The sequence below is a fragment of the Amycolatopsis sp. A1MSW2902 genome (assembly GCF_017312175.1).
Classification (GTDB): domain Bacteria; phylum Actinomycetota; class Actinomycetes; order Mycobacteriales; family Pseudonocardiaceae; genus Amycolatopsis; species Amycolatopsis nivea.
Genome location: NZ_QJPO01000003.1, coordinates 674253 through 696558, shown reverse-complemented (window position 1 = coordinate 696558; position 22306 = coordinate 674253). Strand labels below are relative to the sequence as shown.

Sequence of the window (22306 nt, the reverse complement as noted above, 5' to 3'; positions counted from 1 at the left end):
GGCTCGGTCCGTGAAGGGCTCCTTGCCGGAATCTAGTTCCCTCAAGGAGCCCTTCACGGACGTTCAGCGGTCTTTCGAGTCGAGGCCGGCGGCCAGCAGTTCGGCGAGATGGATGCCTTCGCGTCCGCCGCTGTCCAGTTCGTGCAGCTGGGTCCGGCAGCTGAATCCGTCCGCCAGCACCGCCGTCCGACGGTCCGCCTGGCGTACTCGCGGCAGCAGCACCCGTTCCGCGCAGGCCTTGCTGACTTCCAGATGCCCCCGCTCGAACCCGAAGTTTCCGGCGAGGCCGCAGCAGCCGGAATCCAGCCGTTCGACGTCCACTCCGGCCGCCTGCAGCAGTTTCTTGTCCGCGTCCCAGCCCAGCACCGCGTGCTGGTGACAGTGCGCTTGGGCGAGTGCGTGCCCCGGGATCTGCGGCGGCCGGTACCCGGGGGAGTGCTGGGTCAGCAGCTCCGCGAGGGTCACGGTCTGGTCCCGCAGCCGCCGGACGTCCTGGTCGCCGGGGAACAGTTCGGCCACGTCGGAGCGGAACACCGCGGTGCAGCTGGGTTCCAGGCCGAGCACCAACCCGCCGTTCCGGAGATGCGGGGCCAGCGTGCGCACGGTGCGCGTGAGAACCCGTTTCGCGACGCCGAGCTGGCCGGTGGAAATCCAGGTCAGGCCGCAGCACACGGACGGCTCCGGCAGTTCCACCCGCCACCCCGCGTCCTCCAGCACTCGCACGGCGGCCTCGGCGACGTGCGGATGGAAATAGGACGTGAAGGTGTCCGGCCACAACAGCACGGTGCCGCGCACGCCGGTCCCGGCGGGTTGATGCCGGGCGAACCACCGCGGCAGCGTTTTCGGGGCGAAGCGGGGGATTTCGCGGTCCTCGACCCCGGCGGCCCGCGTCGCGAGGCGGGTTTTGCCCAGCAGGTTCACCAGCCGCGCCGTGCGGGTCTTCCCGACCAGCCGGGCGACCAGCGGCAGCCAGCCCATGCTGAAGTCCGACCGCGGCCGTTTCCACGGACGGCCTTCGTAATGGTGGGCAAGGAATTCCGCCTTGTAGGTGGCCATGTCCACATCGGCCGGGCAGTCCGATTTGCAGCCCTTGCAGGATAGGCACAGGTCGAGCGCGTCGCGGACCTCGGTGGAGCGCCAGCCGTCGGAGATCGGGCCGTCGTGGTGGCCGTTGAGCATCTCGAACAGCAGCCGCGCCCGGCCGCGGGTGGAGTGTTCCTCCTCGCCGGTGACCTGGTACGACGGGCACATCACGTCGCCGCTTTCCGAAGTGGACTGCCGGCAGCGGCCGACGCCGACGCACCGGTTGGCGGCCTGGGAGAACGAGCCGCCGTCGTGCGGGAAGCGGAAGTAGAGGTCCCGCGGCTCGGCGGGGGACCACGAGCCGCCGAGCCGCAGGTTTTCGTCCAGCGAGTACGGCGCGACGACCTTGCCCGGGTTCATCCGGTCGGTCGGGTCGAAGATCGCCTTCAGCTGGCCGAAAGCGGTGACGAGGTCGTTGCCGAACATACGCGGCAGCAGTTCGCCGCGGCTCTGCCCGTCGCCGTGCTCGCCGGAGAACGAGCCGCCGAATTCCGCGACGAGGTCGGCGGCGCGTTCCATGAACTTCCGGTAGGTCGCGACGCCGGACGCGGTGTAGAGATCGAACGGGATCCGTGTGTGCACGCAGCCCTGTCCGAAGTGGCCGTACAGACTCGGGCCGGTTTCGTCGGCGTAGCCGAATTCCGCGTACAGCGCGTCCAGCCGACGGAGGTAGTCGCCGAGTTTCTCCGGCGCTACCGCGGAATCTTCCCAGCCCTCGAAGGTGTCTCGCTCGCCGGGGACGTGCGCGGTCGCGCCTAGCCCGGCTTCGCGGACCTGCCAGAGTTCGGCTTCCTTCGCCGGGTCATCGAGGAAAGCGACCTCGGCGCCCTCGATGGAGTCGAGCAGCCCGCGCGCTTGCTTGTCGGCTTCTTCGAGCGTCTGCCCGCCGAACTGGACCATCAGGAACGCCCGGCCCCGCGGCAGTTCTTCGCGGGCTTTTTCGTTGAGGTTCTTCAATCGTTCGTCGTAGAGGAGCCGGTGGTCGACGCCTTCGAGCGCGATCGGTTCGTGCGGCAGGATGTCCGGTACCGCGTCGGCGGCGGTCGCGACGTCCGGGTAGCCGAGCACGACCATCGCGCGCTCCGGCAGCACCGGCACCAGCTTCAGTTCCGCGCGCAGGACCGTGACCAGCGTCGATTCGCTGCCCACGAGCAGCCCGGCGATGTCGAAGCCGTGCTCGGGCAGCAGCGAGTCGAGGTTGTAGCCCGACACCCGGCGCGGGATGTCCGGGAAGCGGCGGCGGATCTCGTCGGCGTATTCGTCGCGCAGCCGGCGCAGCTGCCGGTAGATCGCGGCGCGCCGGTCGCCGTGGTGCTCGATCTCGGCGTACTCGGCGTCGCTGGTTTTGCCGCACCAGAACCGGGTTCCGTCCGCCAGCAGCACTTCCAGGCGCACGATGTTGTCCACGACCTTGCCGGTGCGCTGGGCGGTCGCGCCGCAGGAGTTGTTGCCGATCATGCCGCCGAGGGTGCAGTTCATGTGCGTGGCGGGCTCGGGCCCGTACCGGAGTCCGGTGTCGGCGAGCTGCCGGTTGAGGTCGTCCAGCACGATTCCGGGCTGCACCACGCAGGTGCGGCTGTCCGCGTCGACGGATTCCAGCTCGGAGCAGTACTTCGACCAGTCGAGCACGACGGCGGTGTTCGTGCACTGGCCCGCGAGGCTCGTGCCGCCGCCCCGCGAAAGCACCGGCGCGCCGAACTCCCTCGCGACGGCCAGCGCTTCGACGCCGTCGTCGGGGGAGCGCGGCACGACGACGCCGAGGGGTACCTGGCGGAAATTGGACGCGTCGGTGGAGTAGGCGGCGCGGCTGCCGTCGTCGAAGCGGACCTCGCCCTCGACCCGCTCGCGCAACGCGGCAGCGAGGGCTTCGATGTCGATTTCGGCCGGTTCCGGCACACGGACGACGGGATTGGGGAGTTCGGCGGTGCTCATCGGCCCTCCTTGACCGCATACTCGGCCGCGGCGTCGGCGTGCAGGCGCAGCCCGTGCCCGGCGGTGGACATCGACGGGGCGACCCGGCCGCCGCTCGGGTCGAGGCCGCCGTAGAACAGTTCCCGTTCGATCCGGTCGTGGTCGGCGAACCATTCGATGTGCCGGAAGTTCGGGGTCGCGGCGGCCGCGTGCGCGGACAGATTCGGCGCGCAGTGCGCGGAAACCTCGCGATTCGCGGCGGCGGCGAGAGCGGCGACGCGCCGCCATTCCGTGTAGCCGCCGCAGCGCGTCACATCGACCTGGAGACAGTCGACCGACGGCAGCATCCGGGCGAAGTACGGCAGGTCGTAGCCGTATTCGCCGGCGGCGATGTCCGGTCCGTCGGGCGTGCGCAGCTGCGCCAGCCCGGGCAGGTCGTCGCTGGACACCGGCTCCTCGAACCAGGTCACGCCGAACTCCCGCAAGGTATCCGCGATCCGGCGGGCCCGGCCGACCGAATAGCCGCCGTTCGCGTCGACGTACAGCGCGGCGTCGTCCCCGATCGTCTCCCGCGCCAGCCGGACCCGGCCGATGTCGCGGGCGACCGCGGATCCCCAGGACTCGCCGATCTTGATCTTCACGCGCGGGATGCGCTGCTCGCGCACCCAGTGGTCCAGCTGCGCGACCAGCTCGTCGTCGTCCTGCGAGGTGAAGCCGCCGCTGCCGTACACGTCGACCTCGTCGTGCACCCGGCCGAGCAGGCGGCTCAGCGGAACGTCGAGCAGCCGCGCGGCCGCGTCCCAGATCGCGATGTCCACAGCGGACAGTGCACAAGAGACCAATCCGGGGCGGCCGAGGTTCCGGATCGCGTGCTGCATCGCGGTCCAGCACGCGGGCGGGTCCAAGACCGGTTTTCCCGCGACGGCGGAGGCCAGTTTGCCTTCGATCAGCGGGACGCACGAGAAATCGGCGTACGTCCAGCCGAGACCGTCGGTGCCGCCGGCCCGCACCCTGGCCACGACGAGCGTGGTGGAATCCCAGGAGAGCGTGCCGTCGGCTTCCGGCGAAGGAGTGGGCACCTGGTAGGCGCGCGCGTCGATGCGTTCGATGTGCGGGGCGGCGACGGTCACCGCGACCGTCCGGGCAGGAACTCCTGCAGCTTCGTCTTCGCACCCTGGAACATCAGGTGGAACGCTTCGGGATCGCCCTTGAGCACGGACTCGGTCACCGATTTCATCTGCTCGAACGTCGCGTGCGGCGGAATCGGCGGGACCTCGGCGTCGCAGCGCACGTCCAGCACCGTCGGCCGGTCCGCGGCGAACGCGGTCCGCCAGGCCGACGCGAGATCGCCCGGGTCGTCGACGTTCACGCCTTCGAGGCCGACACTGCGCGCGAACCCGGCGTAGTCGACGTCCGGCAGCGACTGCGACTCCTCGAACTTCGGCGCGCCGCCCATCGCGCGCAGCTCCCACGTGACCTGGTTGAGGTCGTTGTTGTGGAACACGCAGACGATGCACCGCGGATCGGTCCACAACCCGTGGTAGCGGGCGATGGTGATCAGCTCGGCCATCCCGTTCATCTGCATCGCGCCGTCGCCGACGAGCGCGATCGCCGGCCGGTCGGGATGCGCGAACTTCGCGCCGATCGCGTACGGCACGCCGGGGCCCATCGTCGCGAGCGTGCCGGACAGCGTGCTGCGGATGCCTTCGCGGATCCGGAGATTGCGCGCGTACCAGTTGGTCGACGAGCCGGAATCGGCGGTGACCATCGCGTCGCCCGGGATCTGCTTCGACAGCTCGTGCACGATCCGCATCGGGTTGACCGGTTTCGCGTCGACCTCGGCCTGCTGGTCCATGGTGGTCCACCAGTCGCCGACGTTCTTCTCGATTTTCTCGCGCCACGAACGGTTTTCGGTCCGGTTCAGCTTCGGCAGCAGCGCGCGCAGGGTCGCCGCGGCGTCGCCCACGAGGTTGACCTCGGTGGGGTAGCGCATGCCGATGAACCGGCCGTCGATGTCGATCTGCACCGCGCGGGCCTGGCCGTACTCCGGCAGGAACTGGCTGTACGGGAAATTGGACCCGACGATCAGCAGGGTGTCGCAGTCGCGCATCATCTCGTAGCTCGGCCGGGTGCCGAGCAGGCCGATCGCGCCGGTCACGTACGGCAGGTCGTCGGGGAGAACGTCCTTGCCCAGCAACGCTTTCGCCACGCCGGCCCCGGTGAGGTCGGCGACCTGGCGCACCTCGTCGGCCGCGCTGCGAGCGCCTTGCCCGACGAGGATCGCGACCTTCTCCCCGGCGTTGAGCACGTCGGCCGCCTCGCTGATGGCGGGTTCGGGCGGCACCGGATTCGGCCACGCGGTCCCGGGCGGGCTCGACGGCATCTGCTTGAACGCGTGCTGCGGCGGCTCGTACGGCTCTTCCTGCAAATCCGCCGGGATGATCAGCGCGGTCGGCGTGCGCGACGCCTGCGCCACCCGGAACGCGCGGTCGAGCGCGTTGGGCAGCTGCTCGGCGACGTTCACCTCGATGCAGTATTCGTTCGCGACATCCCGGTACAGCGCCTGGAGTTCGACCTCCTGCTGGTAGCTGCCGCCCATCGCGGTGCGCGCGGTCTGCCCGACGATCGCGACGACCGGGACGTGGTCGAGTTTCGCGTCGTAGAGCCCGTTCAGCAGGTGGATCGCGCCGGGCCCGGACGTCGCCATGCACACGCCGACGGCCCCGCTGAACTTCGCGTAGCCGACCGCGGAGAAGGCGGCCATCTCCTCGTGCCGGGCCTGGACGAAGCGCGGCTGGTTGTCCGCCTTGCCGAAGGACGCGACGAGACCGTTGATCCCGTCGCCGGGGTACGCGAACACCTGTTCCACGCCCCAGTCACGCAGCCGCGAAAGCAGGTAGTCGCCGACGGTCTCGGTCATGACAAGTCCTCCCGTGCGTTGAGTCCTCCCCGGCTACCCGGAGGTCGGGGGCGTTACACGTCGTGTCGCAGCCCCTGTTCGTGGCCTGTCGCGTTTGTGGTGGTTTCCGCTCCGTCGAGGTGGCGCGCGGTGTTGACGAGCCCGACCATGCTGAACGCCTGCGGCATGTTCCCGAGCTGCCGTCCGGCGCTCATGTCGTATTCCTCGCTCAACAGGCCGACATCGTTGCGGACGGCCAGCATCTGCTCGAAAACCTCGACGGCTTCCTCAGTTCGGCCGGTTCCGTGCAACGCGTCGGCGAGCCAGAAACTGCACGGCAGGAAAGCGCCCTCGCCGCCGCTCAAATCGCCGGGGCCGGAATCGGCATTCGGGTCGAAACGGTGGACGAAACCGTCTCGCGACAGTTCTTTCCGGACCGCGTCGACGGTTCCGCGCACCCTGGGGTCGCTTCCGGGGAGGAAGCCGACGCGAGGGATGAGCAGCAACGCGGCGTCCAGGCCGTGCGAGCCGTAGAACTGGGTGAAAGTGTTGCGGCCGGTGTCGAAACCCTTCCGGCAGACTTCCTCGTGAATGCGGTCGCGCAGCGCGCGCCAGCGGTCGACCGGTCCGTCGAGGTCGTGGCATTCCACCGTCCGGACGGCCCGGTCGACGCCCGCCCACGCCATCACCTTGGAATGCACGAAATGCTGCGGTTCGCCGCGGACCTCCCACAGGCTCCGGTCGGGCTGGTCCCAATGGCCTTCGAGGAAATCGAGCAATCCGCGTTGCAGATCCCATGCCGGATGTATCACCGGAAGTCCGGCTTCGCGGACGAGATGCAGGCCGTCGAGCGCTTCTCCCCACACGTCGAGCTGGACCTGGCCCGCGGCGGCGTTGCCGATCCGTACCGGGGCGGAACCGGCGTATCCGTCGAGCCAGTCCAATGTGGACTCCGGAACGCGGCGGGAACCGTCGAGTCCGTAAAGGACTTGGAGGTCGGCCGGATCGCCGGCGGCGGCGCGGACGAGCCATTCGCGCCAGGCTTTCGCTTCGTCCGGATAGCCGGTGCCGACGAGCGCTTGCAGGGTGAAGGTGGCGTCGCGCAGCCAGCAGTAGCGGTAATCCCAGTTGCGTTCGCCGCCGAGCTGTTCCGGCAGCGAGGTCGTCGGCGCGGCGAGAATGCCGCCGGTCGGTTCGTAGGTGAGCGCCTTCAAGGTGATCAGCGCACGGCGCACCGCGGAAGGCCATCGGCCGTCATACCGGCAGCGGCTGATCCAGTCCGCCCAGAAGCGTTCGGTGTGCGCCAGCGCTTTCTCGGCGTCAGCCGGATCGGGGCGTTCCTGGTAGGAGGCGTGGTAGGTCAGCACGAACGGCACGCGGTCGCCCTCGGCGACGGTGAATTCGGCGAAACCCTCGGTGGACACTTCGACCGGAGTGGTCAGCCGGACCGCGTCGGGGCCTGCGACCGCGTCGAATCGTCCGTCGACGTGCCGGACCCACGGCCGCACCGACCCGTAGTCGAACCGCGGCCGCAGGCAGGTCCGCATCGGGACCCGGCCGCGCACGCCTTCGACAATGCGGACGAGATCGGCCGCTCCGTCGCGCGGCGGCATGAAGTCGACCACGCGCACGGTGCCGTCGGCGGTGTCCCATTCGCTGGCGAGGACCAGGGAGTCGCCGACGTAACCTCGACGGGTGGCCGGCCCGCCGTCCGCGGGCCCGAGCTGCCACACGCCCGCGCTTTCGTCGTGCAGCAGCGCGGCGAAGCACGCGGGGGAGTCGAACCGCGGCAGGCACAGCCACTCGATCGCACCTTCCCGCGACACCAACGCCGCGGTGTGCAGGTCGCCGAGCAGGGCATAGTCTTCGATCGGGCGCTGGTTCATCGCAGCGGATTCAGTCCCGGCCGAGCGCCTTCGCCAGTTCCTTCTTGGTCATCGTCGACCGGCCGTGGATATTGCGCTTCTTGGCCTCGTTGTACAGCTGGTCGCGCGTCGGACCGCCCGGTCCGAGCCGCTTGCCGGAACGATGCCCGCCGCGCTTCTGCGGCGATTTGTCGCGCACCGAGGACTTGCTCGCGCGGTCCGATTCGCCCGACTGCGCCCGGTTCTTGTTCACCGTGCGGGCGGCGATCTCCTTCGCGCGCTTCTTGCTGGTGCCGCGGTCCTCCTGCGACTCCTCGATGTGCTGGTACTGCCGTTCCCGTTTCGAGCTCCAAGCCTGCTGCGGCATCCCAGTCTCCTTCCGCCGTTCTTGATCCCCGGATTGCCCGCGCGGACGGGACGGAAACATCGCGGTTCGCCGCGGCGGAAACGGGTACCCGCTCGCGAGTGGGACGCGAACAGACTCTCGCCGGGCGGCTGCTGGCCGAGCACCTGGTCGCCGGCCGGCTCGAACCAGGGACCGAAATCGGCCTGCGGGTCGATCAGACACTGACCCAGGACGCCACGGGCACGCTCGTGATGCAGGAGCTCGAGGCGCTCGGGCTCGACCGCGCGCGAACCGAGCTGAGCGTCCAGTACGTCGACCACAACCTGCTGCAGGCCGACGAGAAGAACGCCGAGGACCACGCTTACCTGCGTTCCGCCTGCCGCCGGTTCGGGCTGTGGTTCTCCAAACCGGGCAACGGCGTTTCGCACCCGACGCACATGGAGCGGTTCGGCGTGCCCGGCAAGAGCCTCGCCGGGTCCGATTCGCACACCTGCGCGGCGGGCGCGCTGGGCATGCTCGCCGTCGGCGTCGGCGGCCTCGAAGTGGCGCTGGCCATCGCGGGGGAGCCGCTCTACCTGCGGATGCCGGAGATCTGGGGTGTCCGGCTGGAGAACGAGCTGCCGCCGTGGGTGTCGGCGAAGGACGTCGTGCTGGAGATGCTGCGGCGGCACGGCGTGAGCGGCGGACGGCACCGGATCATCGAGTACCACGGCCCGGGACTGGCCTGCCTGAGCGCGATGGACCGGCACGTGATCGCCAACATGGGCGCCGAGCTGGGCGCGACCGCGACAGTGTTTCCGGCCGACGAAGCGATCCGCGCGTTCCTTCGGGCGGAGGGGCGCGAACACGATTTCCGCGACCTGCGCGCCGGACGCGACGCCTCTTACGACATCGAAGACGTGATCGATCTGTCCACAGTGGAGCCATTGGTGGCGAAGCCGTCGTCGCCGGGCAACGTGGTGCCGGTGCGCGAGGTGTCGGGGACGCCGGTGGGGCAGGTCGTGATCGGTTCCTCCGCCAACCCCGGATTCCGGGACTTCGCGGTCGCCGCGGCCACCGTCCGGGGCAGGCAGACGGCCGATTCGGTGAGCTTCGACGTCAACCCGACCTCGCGGCAGATCCTTGTCGAACTGGCCCGCAGCGGACACCTCACCGACCTCGTCGCGGCCGGGGCCCGCGTGCACCAGGCGGGCTGCCTCGGCTGCATCGGAATGGGCCAGGCGCCCGCGCCCGGCACGCACTCGCTGCGCACCTTCCCGCGGAACTTCCCCGGCCGGTCCGGAACCGCCGACGACTCGGTCTGGCTCTGCTCGCCGGAGACCGCGGCGGTGTCGGCGCTGACCGGCGTGCTGACCGATCCGCGCGACTACGCCACCGCCCACCACCTCGCGTACCCGCGCGTCGCCGGACCAGCCCGTTCGGCAGCCGACCCGCGCGTCTTCGCCGCACCGCTGCCGGAGGAGGAGGCGCTGCGGGAGGAACTGGTGAAGGGCCCGAACGTCGCCGGGCTGCCGGACTTCGACCCGCTGCCGGACGAGCTCGAGGGCCCGGTCCTGCTGAAGGCCGGGGACGACGTGTCGACCGACGAAATCTCGCCCGCCGGAGCCCGCGCGCTGCCCTACCGCTCGAATATCCCGAAGCTGGCCGAGTTCACCTTCACCCGGATCGACGAGGACTACCCGAAGCGTGCGGCCGACAGTCCGGCGCACTTCGTGGTCGCGGGGGAGAACTACGGCCAGGGCTCGTCGCGCGAGCACGCCGCGATCACCGCCCGGTACCTGGGTTTGCGCGTGGTGCTGGCCCGGTCGTTCGCCCGGATCCACTGGCAGAACCTGGTCAACTTCGGGGTGCTGCCGCTGGAATTCGCCGAGTCGGAGGACAGCGAGAAGATCGAGCGCGACGACGTGCTGTCGGTGTCCGGGCTGCACCGGCTGGCCGAGACGGGGGAGTTCACGGTGCGGAACCAGACCCGGGACGAGGAGTACCGGGCACGGCACCAGCTGTCGCCGCGGCAGGTGGACGTGCTGCTGGCCGGCGGGCGGATTCCGCAGCTGGCTCGGGCGCTGCACTGAGACGTCGGCCCTGGGGCACGCGGTTTGAGTGTCGTGAGGGGAACCCCGAGGGAATCAGATTCCCATGCCAGGGACTTAAGCCGGGCGGTCTCGGCCCGCGGACTGTCCACACAGGACACCATCCCCGCCGAAATGCCCGATTAATGTCCGTCTGACCGGTTCTATGGGTCTGTGAGGTCCCTCGCAGACCGCACACCGCGCTTCCGCCCGACGGGCCCGTCTGCTGGCAGCCGGCCCGGTCTTCTCGGCTCGGGCGGACGCGCTCCCCATGCACCCGCAGGGTCGCCTTAAGTCCCTGGCATGGGGCATTTCGGCGAGTCGCGGGTCTCTTGTGGACAGTGAGCCGGGCTCGATCGACGCGGCTTAAGCCTCCGGCTTGGGGACTCCGCGACCAGGGACGCCCTCACGGACCTCTCACTGGTCAGGAGGCCTTCAGCGCAGCCTCCAAGTCGGCCCGCGACATCTTCGAACGCCCCTTGACGTCGCGTTCCTTCGCGAGCTTCTGCAGCTCCGTTTTGGACAGCTGGGACAGATCCGGCGTGCGCTGCTTGCGGCTGCCGCGCACGCTCTTCGCCAGGGCCTCCATGAGGTCGACCACCTTCGTCGGCTGCTCCGGCTCGGCGGCGGGCGTGACGGTGTTCCCGGCCCGTTTGGCCTCGATCAGCTCCTCCACCCGCTCGCGGTAGGTGTCGCGGAACTCGTCGGGCTTCCACGGCTCGGTCATCGCGTCGATCAGCTTGACCGCGAGGTCCAGTTCCTTCTGGTTCGTCTTGGCCTTGGCGGGCAGCTGCGGCACGTCGTCCGCGTTGCGCACCTCGGCGGCGTAATGCAGCGTGTTGAGCACGATCACCCCGTCGCCGGCGCGGGCGAGCGCGAGATGCTCGCGGCCGTGGAAGACGAACTTCGCGACGGCCGCCTTGTCCCGGCTGGACAGTGCGTCGAGCAGCAGCACGTACGGGCGCTGCGCTTCCTCCTTGGCGGGCGCGAGCCAGTACGCGCGGTCGAAGAACAGCGGGTCGACCTCCTCGAGGTCCACGAAGCTCTCCACCTCGAGCGACCTCGACCGGCCCGGCGCGATCTCGTCGAGTTCCTCCTGCTCGACCAGCACGTACTCGTCGTCGCCGACCTCCCGGCCGCGGACGATGTCGTCGTAGGACACCTCGTCACCGGTCCGCTCGTTCACCCGCCGGTAGCGGATGCGGTCCTGAGTCCCGCGCTGGAACTGCGTGAAGTGCACGGCATGGTCCTCGACCGCTTTGTACATCCGCACCGGGACGTTCACCAGCCCGAACGACAGCGCACCCTGCCACACCGGACGCATCGGCGCTCCTTCCTCCCTGATGCCCGGCGGGTACCCAATCCGGGCGCGCGGCACACCGCGCCGGTGTGAGCGAAGGGGTTACGGGGTAGCTTTTGCTCCGATGCGCATAAAACCTCGCGGAAGCCAGTTCTTCCAGCTGCTCGCGGACGCGGCCGCGAACCTCGTCACCGCCACCGCGCTCCTGCGGGACCTCACCGAGGCGTCGCCGCCCGACCGGGAGGCGATCGCGGCCCGGCTGCACGAGGTCGAACACGCCGGCGACGACCTGACGCACACCATCATGGTCGAGCTGAACAGCACGTTCGTCACGCCGTTCGACCGCGAGGACATCCAGGCGCTGGCCGCCCGGATCGACGACGTGCTGGACTTTGTGGACACTGCCGCCGACCTCGCGGTCCTGTACCGGCTGGAGAAGTTCCCGCCGGGCACCGACGGGATGCTGCGCGTGCTGTGCCGCGCGGCGGAGCTGACCGCGGAATCCATGCCGGGGCTCTCCAAGGTCGGCGAGCTGTCGCCGTACTGGATCGAGATCAACGCGCTGGAGAACGAGGCGGACCACACCTACCGGCGGATGCTCGCCGACCTCTTCCAGCCGGGAGCCGACGCGCTCGAGGTGCTCAAGGCGAAGGAGGTCGTCGAGCAGTTCGAGCTGGCGGCCGACGGCTTCGAGCACGTCGCGGACGTGGTGCAGACCATCGCGGTCAAGGAGTCCTGAGTGGACAGCACCGCCGCGCTGGTCGCCGTCGTGGTGCTGACGGTCTTCTTCGACTACACCAACGGTTTCCACGACGCGGCCAACGCGATCGCCAGCGCGGTCTCGACCAGGGCGCTCCCGCTGCGCACCGCGCTCGTGCTGGCCGCGGTGATGAACCTGGCCGGAGCGCTGCTGTCGACCGGGATCGCCGCCACCGTCGCGAAGGGGATCATCGACGTCCCGCCCGGCCCGGGCGCGCTGACCGTGGTGCTCGCCGCGCTGGTCGGCGCGATCGCGTGGAACCTCGTGACCTGGTATTTCGGGCTGCCGTCCTCGTCGTCGCATTCGCTGATCGGCGGGATGGTCGGGGCCGCGCTGGCCGCGGCGAGCACCGTGCACTGGACCGGCATCGTGGAGAAAGTGCTGGTGCCGATGGTCGCGTCGCCGCTGCTCGGGCTGGTGCTCGGCTACGCGGCGATGGTGGCGGTGCTCTGGCTGCTGCGCCGGGCGAACCCGCACCGCAGCGGCCGGGTGTTCCGGCGGATGCAGATCGTGTCGGCCTCGGCGCTCGCGCTCGGACACGGGTTGCAGGACGCGCAAAAGGGCATGGGCGTGCTCGTCCTGGCGCTGATCGCGGCGGGCAAACAGGACACGTTCGCGGTGCCCTTGTGGGTGACGCTGGTGTGCGCCGGCGCGCTGTCGCTCGGCACCTGCTCGGGCGGCATGCGCATCATGCGGACGCTCGGCCGCCGCGTCTTCCCGCTCGACCCGCCGCACGGGTTCGTGGCGGAATCGGTCGGGGCTTCGGTGCTGTACCTGACCGCGTTCGCGGTGAAGGCGCCGATTTCGACCACGCACGTGATCACCGCGGCAGTGATGGGCGTCGGCGCGACGCGGCGGCTTTCGGCGGTGCGGTGGGGGATCGCGCGCGACATCGTGCTCGGCTGGGTGCTGACGTTCCCGGCGGCGGCGGGGGTCGCCGCGCTGATGTTCTGGCTGCTGTCCGCGTTCAACTGATCACGGGGGCACCAGGGCGAGGACTTCCTCATCGCTGGTGGGGCTGAAGTCCGCATAGAACTCGCCGACCGCGCGGAATTCCTCCGGCTCCCGCAGGCAGACCACCTCGTCCGCCTCGCGGGAGAGCTTGTCCAGCGCGGGCGGCGCGCCGACGGGAGCGGCGAAGACCAGCCGCAGCGGTGCGTGCGCCCGGAGGGCCCGCAGCGCGGCGATCGCGGTCCCGCCGGTGGCCACGCCGTCGTCGACCACCACGACGTCGTGCCCCGCCGGCGAGCGCGGGGCGCGGCTGCCCAGGTAGCGGCGGACTTGGTCGCGGGCCTCGGTACGGGCGTGGTCGACCTGGCGGGCGATGTCCTCCGGCGTGAGCCCGAGCGCCCGGAGCCCGGCGCGGTCGAAGAACGGCGGCCCGTCCGCCGCGACGGCGCCGAGGCCGAGTTCCGGTCGTCCCGGTGCGCTGATTTTGCGGGTGACGAGCAGTTCCAGCGGCGCGTCCAGTTCCTCGGCGACGGGCGCGGCGACCGGAAGCCCGCCGCGGGCGAGCCCGAAGACCACCGGGTCCGTCCATTCCCGGCAGGCCAGGGCGGCGGCGAGCCGGGCGCCCGCGTCCGCGCGGTCCCGGAACGGTCTCACCGGCGGCCCTTCTTCGCAGCGCGCCGGAGCGTTTGCCGGACAGCGGCCAGACCAGCGGCTACGCGGGCCGCGGGCCGATTTCGCTTCTGCGCGGTGCGGCGCAGCAGCTCCCCGGCACCGAGTACGGCGGCGGTCAGCCCGGCGGCGACCGCACCGTGATGGCGGCTCAGCACGGGCTGGACGTCTCGCGTCTTCGCCTGCTGGTCGAACTCCCCGTGCGCGCCGTAGTCGAACCCGCGCGGGCCGTCCGCGGGCTCCCACAGGTTCGCGGGCTGGCTCGGCCGTTGCGGCTGACCGGTTTGCTGCGCGCCGAAGCCGGTGCGGGCGAGGTACCGGTCGAGCAGGCCGGGCGCGACGGCGTTGGCCAGCAGCGTCGCGGCGGTGCTCGTGCCGACCCAGTACTCGCGGCGGCGCGGGTGATCGGCCGCGTGCAGCACCGCGCGGGCGGCGAGTTCGGGCTGGTAGATCGGCGGGACCGGCTGGGCGTGTTCGGGCAGCCGCGACAGCAGCCAGGTGAACTGCGGCGTGTTGACCGCGGGCAGTTGCACCATGGTCGTCCGGATTCCGCTGTGCTCGTGGAGAAGTTCGCAGCGCAGCGCCTCATTGAAGCCCTGAATGGCGTGCTTGGCCCCGCAATATGCGCTCTGCAGCGGGATCCCGCGATACGCGAGCGCCGAGCCGACCTGGACGATCGTGCCCGCGTCCCGCGGTTTCATCCGCGCGAGAGCGGCCATCGTGCCGTGCACGAAACCGAGATAGGTCACCTCGGTGACCCGGCGGTATTCGTCCGGTTTGACGTCGGCGAAGCGGGCGAACACCGAGCTGAACGCGACGTTGACCCAGACGTCGATCGGCCCGAACTCCTCCTCGGCGCGGGTGGCGGCGGCGTCGACCTGGGCGAAATCGGCGACGTCCGTCGGCAGTTCCAGCGGCGTGCCCCCGGCTTTCCGGACGTCCTCCGCCGCGGCGGCGAGCCCCTTCTCGCCCCGGGCCAGCAATGCGACCTTCGCGCCGCGGCTGCCATACGCTCGGGCGACGGCCCGGCCCACTCCGGCGCTGGCCCCGGTCACGACTACGACGGGCGGCATGGAAATCCTTTCCCCGGACCGGGAGTCCGGCGGCTCGGCGGACGCAGACACTCCTGGCGGGCGACGTGCCCGCACACCGCGATCGCCCCCAGCGCGAAGCCGAGCAGCGCGAGCGGCACCTCCGGCGGAAAGACGATCCCGCAGACGACCAGGGCGGCCGCGACCGCGGTCAGCGCCCAGCACGCCACCGGCCAAGCCCGGCGCAGCGGCCACGCCGCCTGCCCGAAGGCGCGCCGCATCCACAGCGCGTCGGTGGCGAGCAGCTCGCGTTCCATCGAACGCAGCGCCCGGTGGGGATCCGGCTGCCGGTGCGCGGCCATCGCCTGCTCCCTTCCGCCTGACCGACGGCTTACCCGTTCCCGGCCAGGCCAAACCGGAACGGCGGAGGCGTCCGGTTTGCCCCGGAAGACGCCGGGTAACCGGACGCTTTCGCCGGAGCACGTCGGAGGGAGCACGAGATGAGCAGGCTGCTGGTGGACCCGGAGAGCGCGACCGTCCCCTGTGGACAGTGCGGGCGCGAGGCGGTGCACGTGGGCAGGCTGGTGCAGGAGGACGGGACGCCGGTCAGCCACGCGGTGGTGTGCACGGTGTGCCGGGCCCATCGTCCGGGACCGGGGCTGGGGGAGACGCGACGTCCGCGGCTGGCCGTGCTTTCGCGGCCCGCCGACGGCTCGCCCTAGGCCGCCGCGTTCGGCAGAAGTCCGTGAAGGGCTCCTTACGGGAATCAGATTCCGGCAAGGAGCCCTTCACGTCCGCTCAGTCGATGCCGAGCACGGACTCGGCAGTGGTCCAGTTGGCGAGCATCGCGTGCTGCGCGTCGGCGAGGGTGGCTTTCCCGGCGCAGACCGCCTTCTTCACCGCGTTCTCGACGGAATCCTTGCTGTAGGAGTTCTGGTCGCCGTCGTGCGGCTCGGGCCAGAGGTTCTTCGGGTCCTTCGGCGCGCCGCCCAGTTCGAGCGGCAGGAAGTGGTCCTCCTCGTACGAGCTGAGCGAGGTGTCGGAGTAGCCGTAGTCGATGATGCCCTGCTTCTTGAGCTTGTTGGTGTAGGTCGTCGGCGGGCGGATGGTCGCGGTCCAGCCGGGGACGCAGATCGTGTCGCCGATGGTGTCCTGGGTGACGTCCGGGTTGGTCGCGCCGGGCGTGCAGGCCGGGTCGGGCAGCGGAAGATAGGACTGCGAGCAGGCTGCGGCGAGAGCGTGCGGAACGGCGGCGTGCGCGGCGGGCGCGACCAAAGCGAGCGAACCGGCCAGAATGACGGCAGGCGCGGCGAAACGGGCAAGTCGGGACATCGGAAATCTCCTCCCTGGAGCACGGTCGCGCCAGCGTCCGCCGATTCCGGGCAAGCGCACTACCTACCTTCGAAGGAATGCGTGAAGAATTAACCGGGTGCTCAACTTGCCGGACGGCAAAATGCGCAAGGTGGACGTGCGTTCTGGGCGTCTGAGGGGATGATCCGAAAACGCGGCGCAAGCCGGGCGAACGGGCCGGGGATGCTTGATCCGCCAGCATTCGGGCTTTCGGGGCGAGTCCGGACGGGCGGCTCCGGATGGCTGGAAAGGTTCTTCGGAACTGTTTCCGGTCGGTTTTTATGCGCCTTCCGGGCGAATCGGGGAAAAAATGCTGCAATCGATTTCCGCTGCGCCGTTCGGCTGAAGGTCGCGGCGTCCCGTATCCGTCGCCGGGTCTGGTGCGACCTTTTTCGTGAACCTCGCCGGAATTGATCTTTTCGGGCGGAATTCCCGGGAGTGAACGATGAGCGAACCGGAAGGGCCGCGGTCCGGGGCCGGACGCGCAGAGGGCGCGGAAAGCGGCCCGGCGGGCGAAAACGCGCCCGCCGAACCGGAAGCGGGGTACGAGATTCCGATCGGGATGCCGGTCCCGGCCGCCGAGATGGAACGGCTGAAGGCGGCCGCCGAGCGGCACCGCGATCGGGAGGAGGAGGCCGACGCCCCGGCACGGGCCGGCGACGAGGCCGCGGAGGAAGAGGGTGATCACCGTGATGCCTGAAGCACAGGTGCTCGAAGGCCAGGCAGGGGAAACGGCCGGGGGCGCGTCGCGGGAAATGGCGGATCTGACGGTCGGCGAACTGCTCGCCGAACCGTTGTCCCCGGAACGGTCGCCGTTGTTCGCGCAACGGTTCCCGGTTCCGGTCGAGGAGTACGACCGGCTGAAGACCGGCGCGCGCGAGCACGGCGCGGAGGCGCTGGCCCCGGGGGACGCGCTCGACGCGCAGCTGGACGAGGAAGCGGCGGCGGAACTGTCGGAGGAGAACCCGCCGGAGGACGAGATCGTCGAGGGGCTCGCGCCGGCGGCGTCGGCGAGTTTCGAGGGGATTTCGCAGACCGCGTTCCGGCCGCCGGACTGCACGGTCGCGGTCGGCCCGAAGCAGGTCATGGCCGCGGTCAACGTGGACCTGGTCGGCTACGACAAGACCGGGCTGCAACAGTTCCGGTGGGCCAATTTCACCGCGATGTTCAACCCGGTGCTGCCCGCCGGGGCGCAGCTGTTCGACCCGAAACTGGCCTACGACCACTACAGCGGCCGCTGGATCGTCTGCATCGCCGCCCGGCGCGCGAACCCGCAGGGATCGTGGATCATGCTCGGCGTCTCGCAGACGGCCGACCCCGCGGGCGCGTACTGGATCTGGAGCACCGACGCGACCGCGAACGGGGCCACCGCCACCGGCAACTGGTCGGACTACCCGATGCTGGGCTTCGACAGCCAGGCGATTTACGTGTCCACCAACCAATTCGCCTTCGGCGGCGGGTTCGCCTACGCGAAACTGCGGATCTTCAACAAGGCGGAGCTGTACGGCGGCGGGTCCGGCGGCGGCCACACGATCCGCTGGTGGGACTTCTGGGGCCTGAAGAACCCGGACGGGAGCGCTGCGTTCTCCGTCCAGCCGGCCTGCCATTTCCAAGGCGTGGGCGGGAATCCGCGCGCTTACCTGGTGAACTCGCTGTTCCCGTCGGGGTCGAGCCTGACTCTGTGGACGCTGTCGAACCCGCTGGGCCTGTGGTCGGGCGGCGCGCCGACGCTGGCCGCGACCGCCGTACCGTGCCGGAGCTACAACCTGCCGCCCGGCGCGGTGCAAAAGGACGGCGGGACAACGAGAATCGCCACGAACGACACCCGGCTGCTCAACGCGGTCTTCCAGGCGGCGGGCCGGACCCAGCGGTTGTGGACGACGCACACGTCCGCGTACAGCTGGCGGGGCGACACCGAAGCCCGGTCAGTGGTGCAGTGGTACGAGATCGACGTGCCCAGCCACGCGATCACGCAACAGGGCGCCTTCGGCGCGCCGGGCAGGCACTATTTCTTCCCGGTGATCCAGACCGACATTTCCCGCAACGCCCACGTGGCGTTCGGCCGGTCCGCCGCCGACGAGTACGGCCACTTCCGCCAGACCGGCCGCCTCGCCACCGATCCGCCGGGCACGTTGCAGGGCAGCGCTTCGGTGATCGCCGGGCAGAGCGCCTACACCGGCGGCAGATGGGGCGACTACTTCGGCATCGGCCGGGACCCGTCGGATTCCCGGACCGTGTGGAGCTACGGCGAATACGCCGGCGCGGGCAACACCTGGCGGACCCGTCTCAACGCGGCGAAGTACTGAGAGCAGGGAGGGTGTCATGAACACTGCACAGAAGTTCCGGATCGCGGCGGAGGCCGCGCTCGCGGTGCTCAGCGCGGTCGCGTTGGTGCTGACGCTCACGGTCCCGGACTGGATCGAACGCACGACCGGCGCGTCCCCGGACGGCGGAGGCGGGGAAACCGAGTGGCTGCTGACGGCGGTCGCCTGCGTGGCGACGGTGCTGTTCGCCGGCTTGGCCACGTGGGAGTGGCGGCGGTTGCGGACGGCGTGACCGGCACGAGCGGGCACCGGACTTCACGGCGGTGCCCGCTCTTTGCCGGGCTTTTCGGCGGAACGCCGGACGGGAATTCCGGGCCGCCCTAGGCTGATCCGGTGACTGCCTTCGAACCGTCGCCCGAGGTCCGCCGACCCGACCTTCCGATGTATCTGGTGGAAAACCCATACCTTCGGGCGCGCCCCGGTTCGCGGAACACCTTCGGCGGCAGGCCGATCCTGCCCGAGGACGAGGACTGGCCGGAGTGCTATTGCGGCGAGCGGATGACGTTGTTCTTCCAGCTGGACGTCCCGCCGGACATCCCGCGGTTCGGCGGCGACCACCTGCTCGTGTTCCAGTGGCCGGTGCACAACGACGCGGCCTGTCTGCCCGGAGAGCCGGAGCAGCTTCCGGAGCGCTACTGGGAAAATCCGCACGTGCTGGATCACCCCGGTGCGTTCTCCGGAGTACGAGATGGAAACCGTGTGGAGGCCTGTCCCGCGCGAAGGGTTCACCGAACGGAGCACCGGCCGGATGGAGTTCAAAGTCGGCGGGCTGCCGTGCTGGCTTCAGGATCCGCAACGGCACGTCTGCGCGTGCGGTGCCGAGATGGCGTTCTTGTGCGAGATTCCGGAGTGCACCGAATTCGCGAGGCGCCCGGCCGAGCGGACCAGCGCCACGATTCCTATGGAGAGTCCTATGTGCTGCTTCTCGGCAACGCGGTGCACCTGCTCGCGTGCCCGGAACACTGTCATCCCGCAGCGGTCTGGCCGGTGCCGCAGAACTGACCCTCATTCCTCGTAGGTGATCGAGTACCGAGCCGCCACCGGGTTGATCTTCACCGGGTCCACCGCGCCGTCCGTCAGCACCGCCGGACCGGCCTCGAAGAGATCCTCCAGATAGTGCTCCCACCCGCCCGGCGAGGAGATCTGCAGCAGCCGCGGCGCGGGATCCGAAACCGCCCGCAGCGCATGCGGAACCCCGTGCGGCAGCAGCACGAACATCCCCTTCGCCGCCACGTGGGTCTCGTCCGCGAAGTCGATGCCCAGTTCGCCTTCGAGCACGTAAATGCATTCGTCGGCCTCGTGGTGGACGTGGCGCGGGATGTCGCGCGCCAGCGTCACCTCCAGCAGCGAGAACCGGGTCTCGGTGTCGCCGGTCATCGCCTTCACCGCGAACGCGGGCGGCAGCGGCACCCGGCCCGGGCGTGCCTCGCCGGGCTGCAGCAGCAGGAAACGGTCCTTCGTCATGGGGTATCCTCGCAGACGAATCGGAAGCGGAGTCCGTTTCCAGATTAACCGGAGGAGGGCGTCGGTTGTCAACGGAGCGCAAGCCGAGGGCGGACGCGGAACGCAACCGGGCACGGGTCCTGGAGGCGGCCCGTGTGCTGCTCGCCGAGCAGGACGACGTCCAGTTGCCGGAGATCGCGCGGGTGGCCGGGGTGGGTGTCGGGACGGTGTACCGGAACTTCCCGGACCGGCGGGCGCTCGTGGAAGCGTTGGCGGAGCAGCGGTTCGCCGAGATCGCGGAGTACGCGCGGAAGCGGTGCGTCGACGGGAAATCCGGCGTCAAGCGCTATCTGCGGCACGTCGGCGAGGTGCTGTCGGGGGACCGGGCGCTGTCGGCCGCCATCGAGACGGCGCGCGGATCGGCGGGGAGCGAACCGCGTGGCGACGCCTTGGCCGAACTGGAAACGGTGGTGGCGCAGGCGATCGCGGCCGACCAGGCGGCGGGGGTGCTCCGCGCGGATTGCACGGTCGGCGACGTGTATCTGCTGGTCGGCTGTCTGTCGTCGGTGGTCCGCACGGGGAGCGGGGACTGGCGGCGGTTTCTGGAACTGGCGTTGGAAGGGCTGCTGCCCCGGGACTAGTCGTCCAAGCGCACCAGGTAAGAGTTCAGTTCGCCGATGTCGTGCATCGAGATCAGCACGGCGGTCATCTTCCGCACGCCGGGTTCGCGGACGATCAGCCCGTCTGGAACGGCGAAGTAGCTGCCGCCCGCGCATTCGCCGGTGCCTTCCCAGCGGCGCATGATCCGGTCCACCTCGTCGAGGGTGAACATCGTCGCGCTCCACCGGGAACCGTCGGGGTAGTGGACCTCGACGTCGACATTGTCCACCTCGTCCGGTTCCTCGCCGCCGCCGACGAGAAACTTCGCGTCGAAGGCCGAGGTCCGGACGACGTAGCACGGGGAGTCCCACCCGGCGGAGAGAACTTCGGTCGCCACGGAGGGAAAGCCTAACGGGCCGCCCCGGAAACCAGTCCGGAACGGCCCGTCGGCATCGAAATCAGGCGAGGTCCTCCAGCGGGACCTCGGGGTCGGCCAGCCGCGCTGGGTCCACCGCTTTGCCGGAGCGGATGAGCGCCTTGATCGGGTCCGTGACGTCCCAGACGTTGACGTTCATCCCGGCCAGGACGCGGTTCTCCTTGAGCCAGAAGGCGATGAACTCGCGCCCGGGCACGTCGCCGCGGAACACGACGCGGTCGTGGCCCTCGATGGTGCCCAGGTATTCCATGCCGAGGTCGTACTGGTCGGTGAAGAAGTACGGCAGCTCGTCGTACGACTCCTCCTTGCCGAGCATCCCCGCCGCGGCCACGGCGGGCTGGTTGAGCGCGTTCGCCCAGTGCTCGACGCGCAGGTGCTTGCCGAGGAACGGGTGGTAGGCGTTCGCGACGTCGCCCGCGGCGAAGATGTCCGGGTCGCTCGTGCGCAGGCTCGCGTCGGTGACCACGCCGTTGTCGACGTCGAGGCCGGCCGCCTCGGCCAGTTCGACGTTCGGCTTCGCGCCGATCCCGGCCAGGACGGCGTCCGCGTCGAGGACGCTGCCGTCGCCGAGGCGGATCCGCTTGCCCTGGCCGCCGTTGGTGATGTGCTCGACCTGGACGCCGAGCCGCAGGTCGACGCCGTGCGCGCGGTGCAGGTCGGCGAACACCGGGGCGACGTCGCGGCCGAGCGCGGTGATCAGCGGCAGTTCGAGCGCCTCGACCACGGTGACCTCCACCCCGGCCTGGCGCGCGGCGGCGGTCGCTTCGAGGCCGATCCAGCCGCCGCCGACGACCACCAGCTTCGAGGCGGTGCCGAACAGCTCCTTGAGCCGGTCGGCGTCCTCGATCCGGCGCAGGTAGTGGATCCCCGCGGTGTCCGGCAGCTCGCGCGGGCTCGCGCCGGTGGCCAGCAGGAGCTTGTCGTAGCCGAGGCTGGTGCCGTCGTCGAGCGCGACCTGCTTCCGGTCCCGGTCGATCGCCGTCGCCTTGACGCCCTGGCGCAGGTCGACCTTCTTCTCGGCGTACCACGCGGCGTCGTGCACCTGGAAGCTCTCGGCCTCCGCGTTGCCCGCGAGGTAGTCCTTCGACAGCGGCGGACGCTCGTAGGGCAGGTGCCGCTCGTCGCCGACGATGGTGATCTTCCCGTCGAATCCCTTGTCGCGCAACGCTTCCGCGGCCTTCGCTCCGGCCAGCCCGGCTCCGATGATGACGAACGACGAGGTCACTGACGAACTCCTTCGATGCGGGGACGACGGGAGTACTTATATCA

General features: G+C 70.1%; 22 protein-coding genes. 9 read left to right on the top strand and 13 right to left on the bottom strand.

Annotated features, from left to right (window positions below; translation table 11 throughout):
* Nucleotides 1-63: 63 nt before the first annotated feature.
* From DMP23_RS46135 to DMP23_RS46115, 5 genes are read right to left on the bottom strand one after another with little or no spacing between them, the layout of a single operon-like run.
* Nucleotides 64-3015 carry an FAD-binding and (Fe-S)-binding domain-containing protein gene (locus tag DMP23_RS46135; protein ID WP_337825034.1) on the bottom strand — a complete coding sequence of 984 codons (2952 nt, stop codon included), beginning with the start codon at nucleotides 3013-3015 and terminating at the stop codon, nucleotides 64-66.
* On the bottom strand, nucleotides 3012-4124 hold the full coding sequence (locus DMP23_RS46130; protein ID WP_337825033.1) for an enolase C-terminal domain-like protein: 1113 nt from the start codon (nucleotides 4122-4124) through the stop codon (nucleotides 3012-3014). The genes DMP23_RS46135 and DMP23_RS46130 overlap by 4 nt, the downstream gene beginning before the upstream one ends.
* A complete protein-coding gene (locus DMP23_RS46125; protein WP_275294464.1) occupies nucleotides 4121-5914 on the bottom strand; it encodes a thiamine pyrophosphate-requiring protein in 1794 nt (597 codons plus the stop codon). The genes DMP23_RS46130 and DMP23_RS46125 overlap by 4 nt, the downstream gene beginning before the upstream one ends.
* A gap of 53 nt (nucleotides 5915-5967) precedes the next feature.
* The gene (locus DMP23_RS46120) at nucleotides 5968-7779 is read right to left on the bottom strand and encodes a glycoside hydrolase family 15 protein (protein ID WP_337825032.1); all 1812 of its coding nucleotides are present in this window, start codon (nucleotides 7777-7779) and stop codon (nucleotides 5968-5970) included.
* A gap of 10 nt (nucleotides 7780-7789) precedes the next feature.
* Nucleotides 7790-8125: a plasmid stabilization protein gene (locus DMP23_RS46115; protein ID WP_337825031.1), complete on the bottom strand. Its 336-nt coding sequence runs from the start codon at nucleotides 8123-8125 to the stop codon at nucleotides 7790-7792.
* 98 nt (nucleotides 8126-8223) lie between these two features.
* Between DMP23_RS46115 and DMP23_RS46110 the strand changes: the two genes are divergently transcribed.
* On the top strand, nucleotides 8224-10176 hold the full coding sequence (locus tag DMP23_RS46110; RefSeq protein WP_337825030.1) for an aconitate hydratase: 1953 nt from the start codon (nucleotides 8224-8226) through the stop codon (nucleotides 10174-10176).
* A 421-nt stretch (nucleotides 10177-10597) separates the two neighbouring features.
* Here the strand turns inward: DMP23_RS46110 and ku are convergent, their stop codons facing one another.
* Entirely contained in the window at nucleotides 10598-11497 is a 900-nt protein-coding gene (gene ku, locus DMP23_RS46105) for a non-homologous end joining protein Ku (RefSeq protein WP_337825029.1), read from the bottom strand.
* Between the two features lie 100 nt (nucleotides 11498-11597).
* Between ku and DMP23_RS46100 the strand changes: the two genes are divergently transcribed.
* Together DMP23_RS46100 and DMP23_RS46095 are read left to right on the top strand one after the other, a co-directional pair.
* Nucleotides 11598-12212 (top strand): DUF47 domain-containing protein, encoded by a 615-nt coding sequence (locus tag DMP23_RS46100; protein WP_134734498.1) that lies wholly within the window; start codon nucleotides 11598-11600, stop codon nucleotides 12210-12212.
* Nucleotides 12213-13208, top strand: a complete 996-nt coding sequence (locus DMP23_RS46095) for an inorganic phosphate transporter (RefSeq protein ID WP_134662378.1) — start codon at nucleotides 12213-12215, stop codon at nucleotides 13206-13208.
* On the opposite strand, the gene DMP23_RS46090 is transcribed toward DMP23_RS46095, so the two are convergent.
* The 3 genes from DMP23_RS46090 to DMP23_RS46080 are packed head-to-tail and all read right to left on the bottom strand — an operon-like array spanning nucleotide 13209 to nucleotide 15246.
* Nucleotides 13209-13838, bottom strand: coding sequence for a phosphoribosyltransferase (locus DMP23_RS46090; protein ID WP_337825028.1), 630 nt, complete (start codon nucleotides 13836-13838; stop codon nucleotides 13209-13211). It lies immediately after the preceding gene.
* The gene (locus tag DMP23_RS46085) at nucleotides 13835-14926 is read right to left on the bottom strand and encodes an SDR family oxidoreductase (RefSeq protein ID WP_337825027.1); all 1092 of its coding nucleotides are present in this window, start codon (nucleotides 14924-14926) and stop codon (nucleotides 13835-13837) included. The genes DMP23_RS46090 and DMP23_RS46085 overlap by 4 nt, the downstream gene beginning before the upstream one ends.
* Entirely contained in the window at nucleotides 14911-15246 is a 336-nt protein-coding gene (locus DMP23_RS46080; protein ID WP_238606998.1) for a DUF3040 domain-containing protein, read from the bottom strand. Before DMP23_RS46080 ends, DMP23_RS46085 begins: the two co-directional genes overlap by 16 nt.
* Nucleotides 15247-15384: 138 nt before the next feature.
* On the opposite strand from DMP23_RS46080, the gene DMP23_RS46075 reads away from it, so the two are divergent.
* A complete protein-coding gene (locus DMP23_RS46075) occupies nucleotides 15385-15606 on the top strand; it encodes a hypothetical protein (protein ID WP_037813255.1) in 222 nt (73 codons plus the stop codon).
* A gap of 76 nt (nucleotides 15607-15682) precedes the next feature.
* Here the strand turns inward: DMP23_RS46075 and DMP23_RS46070 are convergent, their stop codons facing one another.
* Entirely contained in the window at nucleotides 15683-16216 is a 534-nt protein-coding gene (locus DMP23_RS46070; RefSeq protein WP_337825026.1) for a hypothetical protein, read from the bottom strand.
* Nucleotides 16217-16679: 463 nt separating this feature from the next.
* Here DMP23_RS46070 and DMP23_RS46065 point away from each other — a divergent pair, with 463 nt between their 5' ends.
* The 4 genes from DMP23_RS46065 (at nucleotide 16680) to DMP23_RS46050 (ending at nucleotide 19560) form a co-directional block, all read left to right on the top strand.
* Entirely contained in the window at nucleotides 16680-16934 is a 255-nt protein-coding gene (locus tag DMP23_RS46065) for a hypothetical protein (protein ID WP_337825025.1), read from the top strand.
* On the top strand, nucleotides 16927-18540 hold the full coding sequence (locus DMP23_RS46060) for a hypothetical protein (RefSeq protein ID WP_238606997.1): 1614 nt from the start codon (nucleotides 16927-16929) through the stop codon (nucleotides 18538-18540). The genes DMP23_RS46065 and DMP23_RS46060 overlap by 8 nt, the downstream gene beginning before the upstream one ends.
* A 16-nt stretch (nucleotides 18541-18556) precedes the next feature.
* Nucleotides 18557-18790: a hypothetical protein gene (locus tag DMP23_RS46055; RefSeq protein WP_238606996.1), complete on the top strand. Its 234-nt coding sequence runs from the start codon at nucleotides 18557-18559 to the stop codon at nucleotides 18788-18790.
* Between the two features lie 101 nt (nucleotides 18791-18891).
* Nucleotides 18892-19560, top strand: a complete 669-nt coding sequence (locus tag DMP23_RS46050) for a hypothetical protein (RefSeq protein WP_337825024.1) — start codon at nucleotides 18892-18894, stop codon at nucleotides 19558-19560.
* Between the two features lie 3 nt (nucleotides 19561-19563).
* On the opposite strand, the gene DMP23_RS46045 is transcribed toward DMP23_RS46050, so the two are convergent.
* Nucleotides 19564-20022, bottom strand: a complete 459-nt coding sequence (locus tag DMP23_RS46045) for a cupin domain-containing protein (protein WP_037813245.1) — start codon at nucleotides 20020-20022, stop codon at nucleotides 19564-19566.
* 65 nt (nucleotides 20023-20087) lie between these two features.
* Between DMP23_RS46045 and DMP23_RS46040 the strand changes: the two genes are divergently transcribed.
* Entirely contained in the window at nucleotides 20088-20642 is a 555-nt protein-coding gene (locus DMP23_RS46040) for a TetR family transcriptional regulator (protein ID WP_037813243.1), read from the top strand.
* Here the strand turns inward: DMP23_RS46040 and DMP23_RS46035 are convergent.
* Nucleotides 20639-20998 (bottom strand): hypothetical protein, encoded by a 360-nt coding sequence (locus DMP23_RS46035; RefSeq protein WP_337825023.1) that lies wholly within the window; start codon nucleotides 20996-20998, stop codon nucleotides 20639-20641. The two genes, DMP23_RS46040 and DMP23_RS46035, sit on opposite strands and share 4 nt — an antisense overlap.
* Before the next feature lie 61 nt (nucleotides 20999-21059).
* Nucleotides 21060-22262: an NAD(P)/FAD-dependent oxidoreductase gene (locus DMP23_RS46030; RefSeq protein ID WP_337825022.1), complete on the bottom strand. Its 1203-nt coding sequence runs from the start codon at nucleotides 22260-22262 to the stop codon at nucleotides 21060-21062.
* Between the last annotated feature and the right edge of the window lie 44 nt (nucleotides 22263-22306).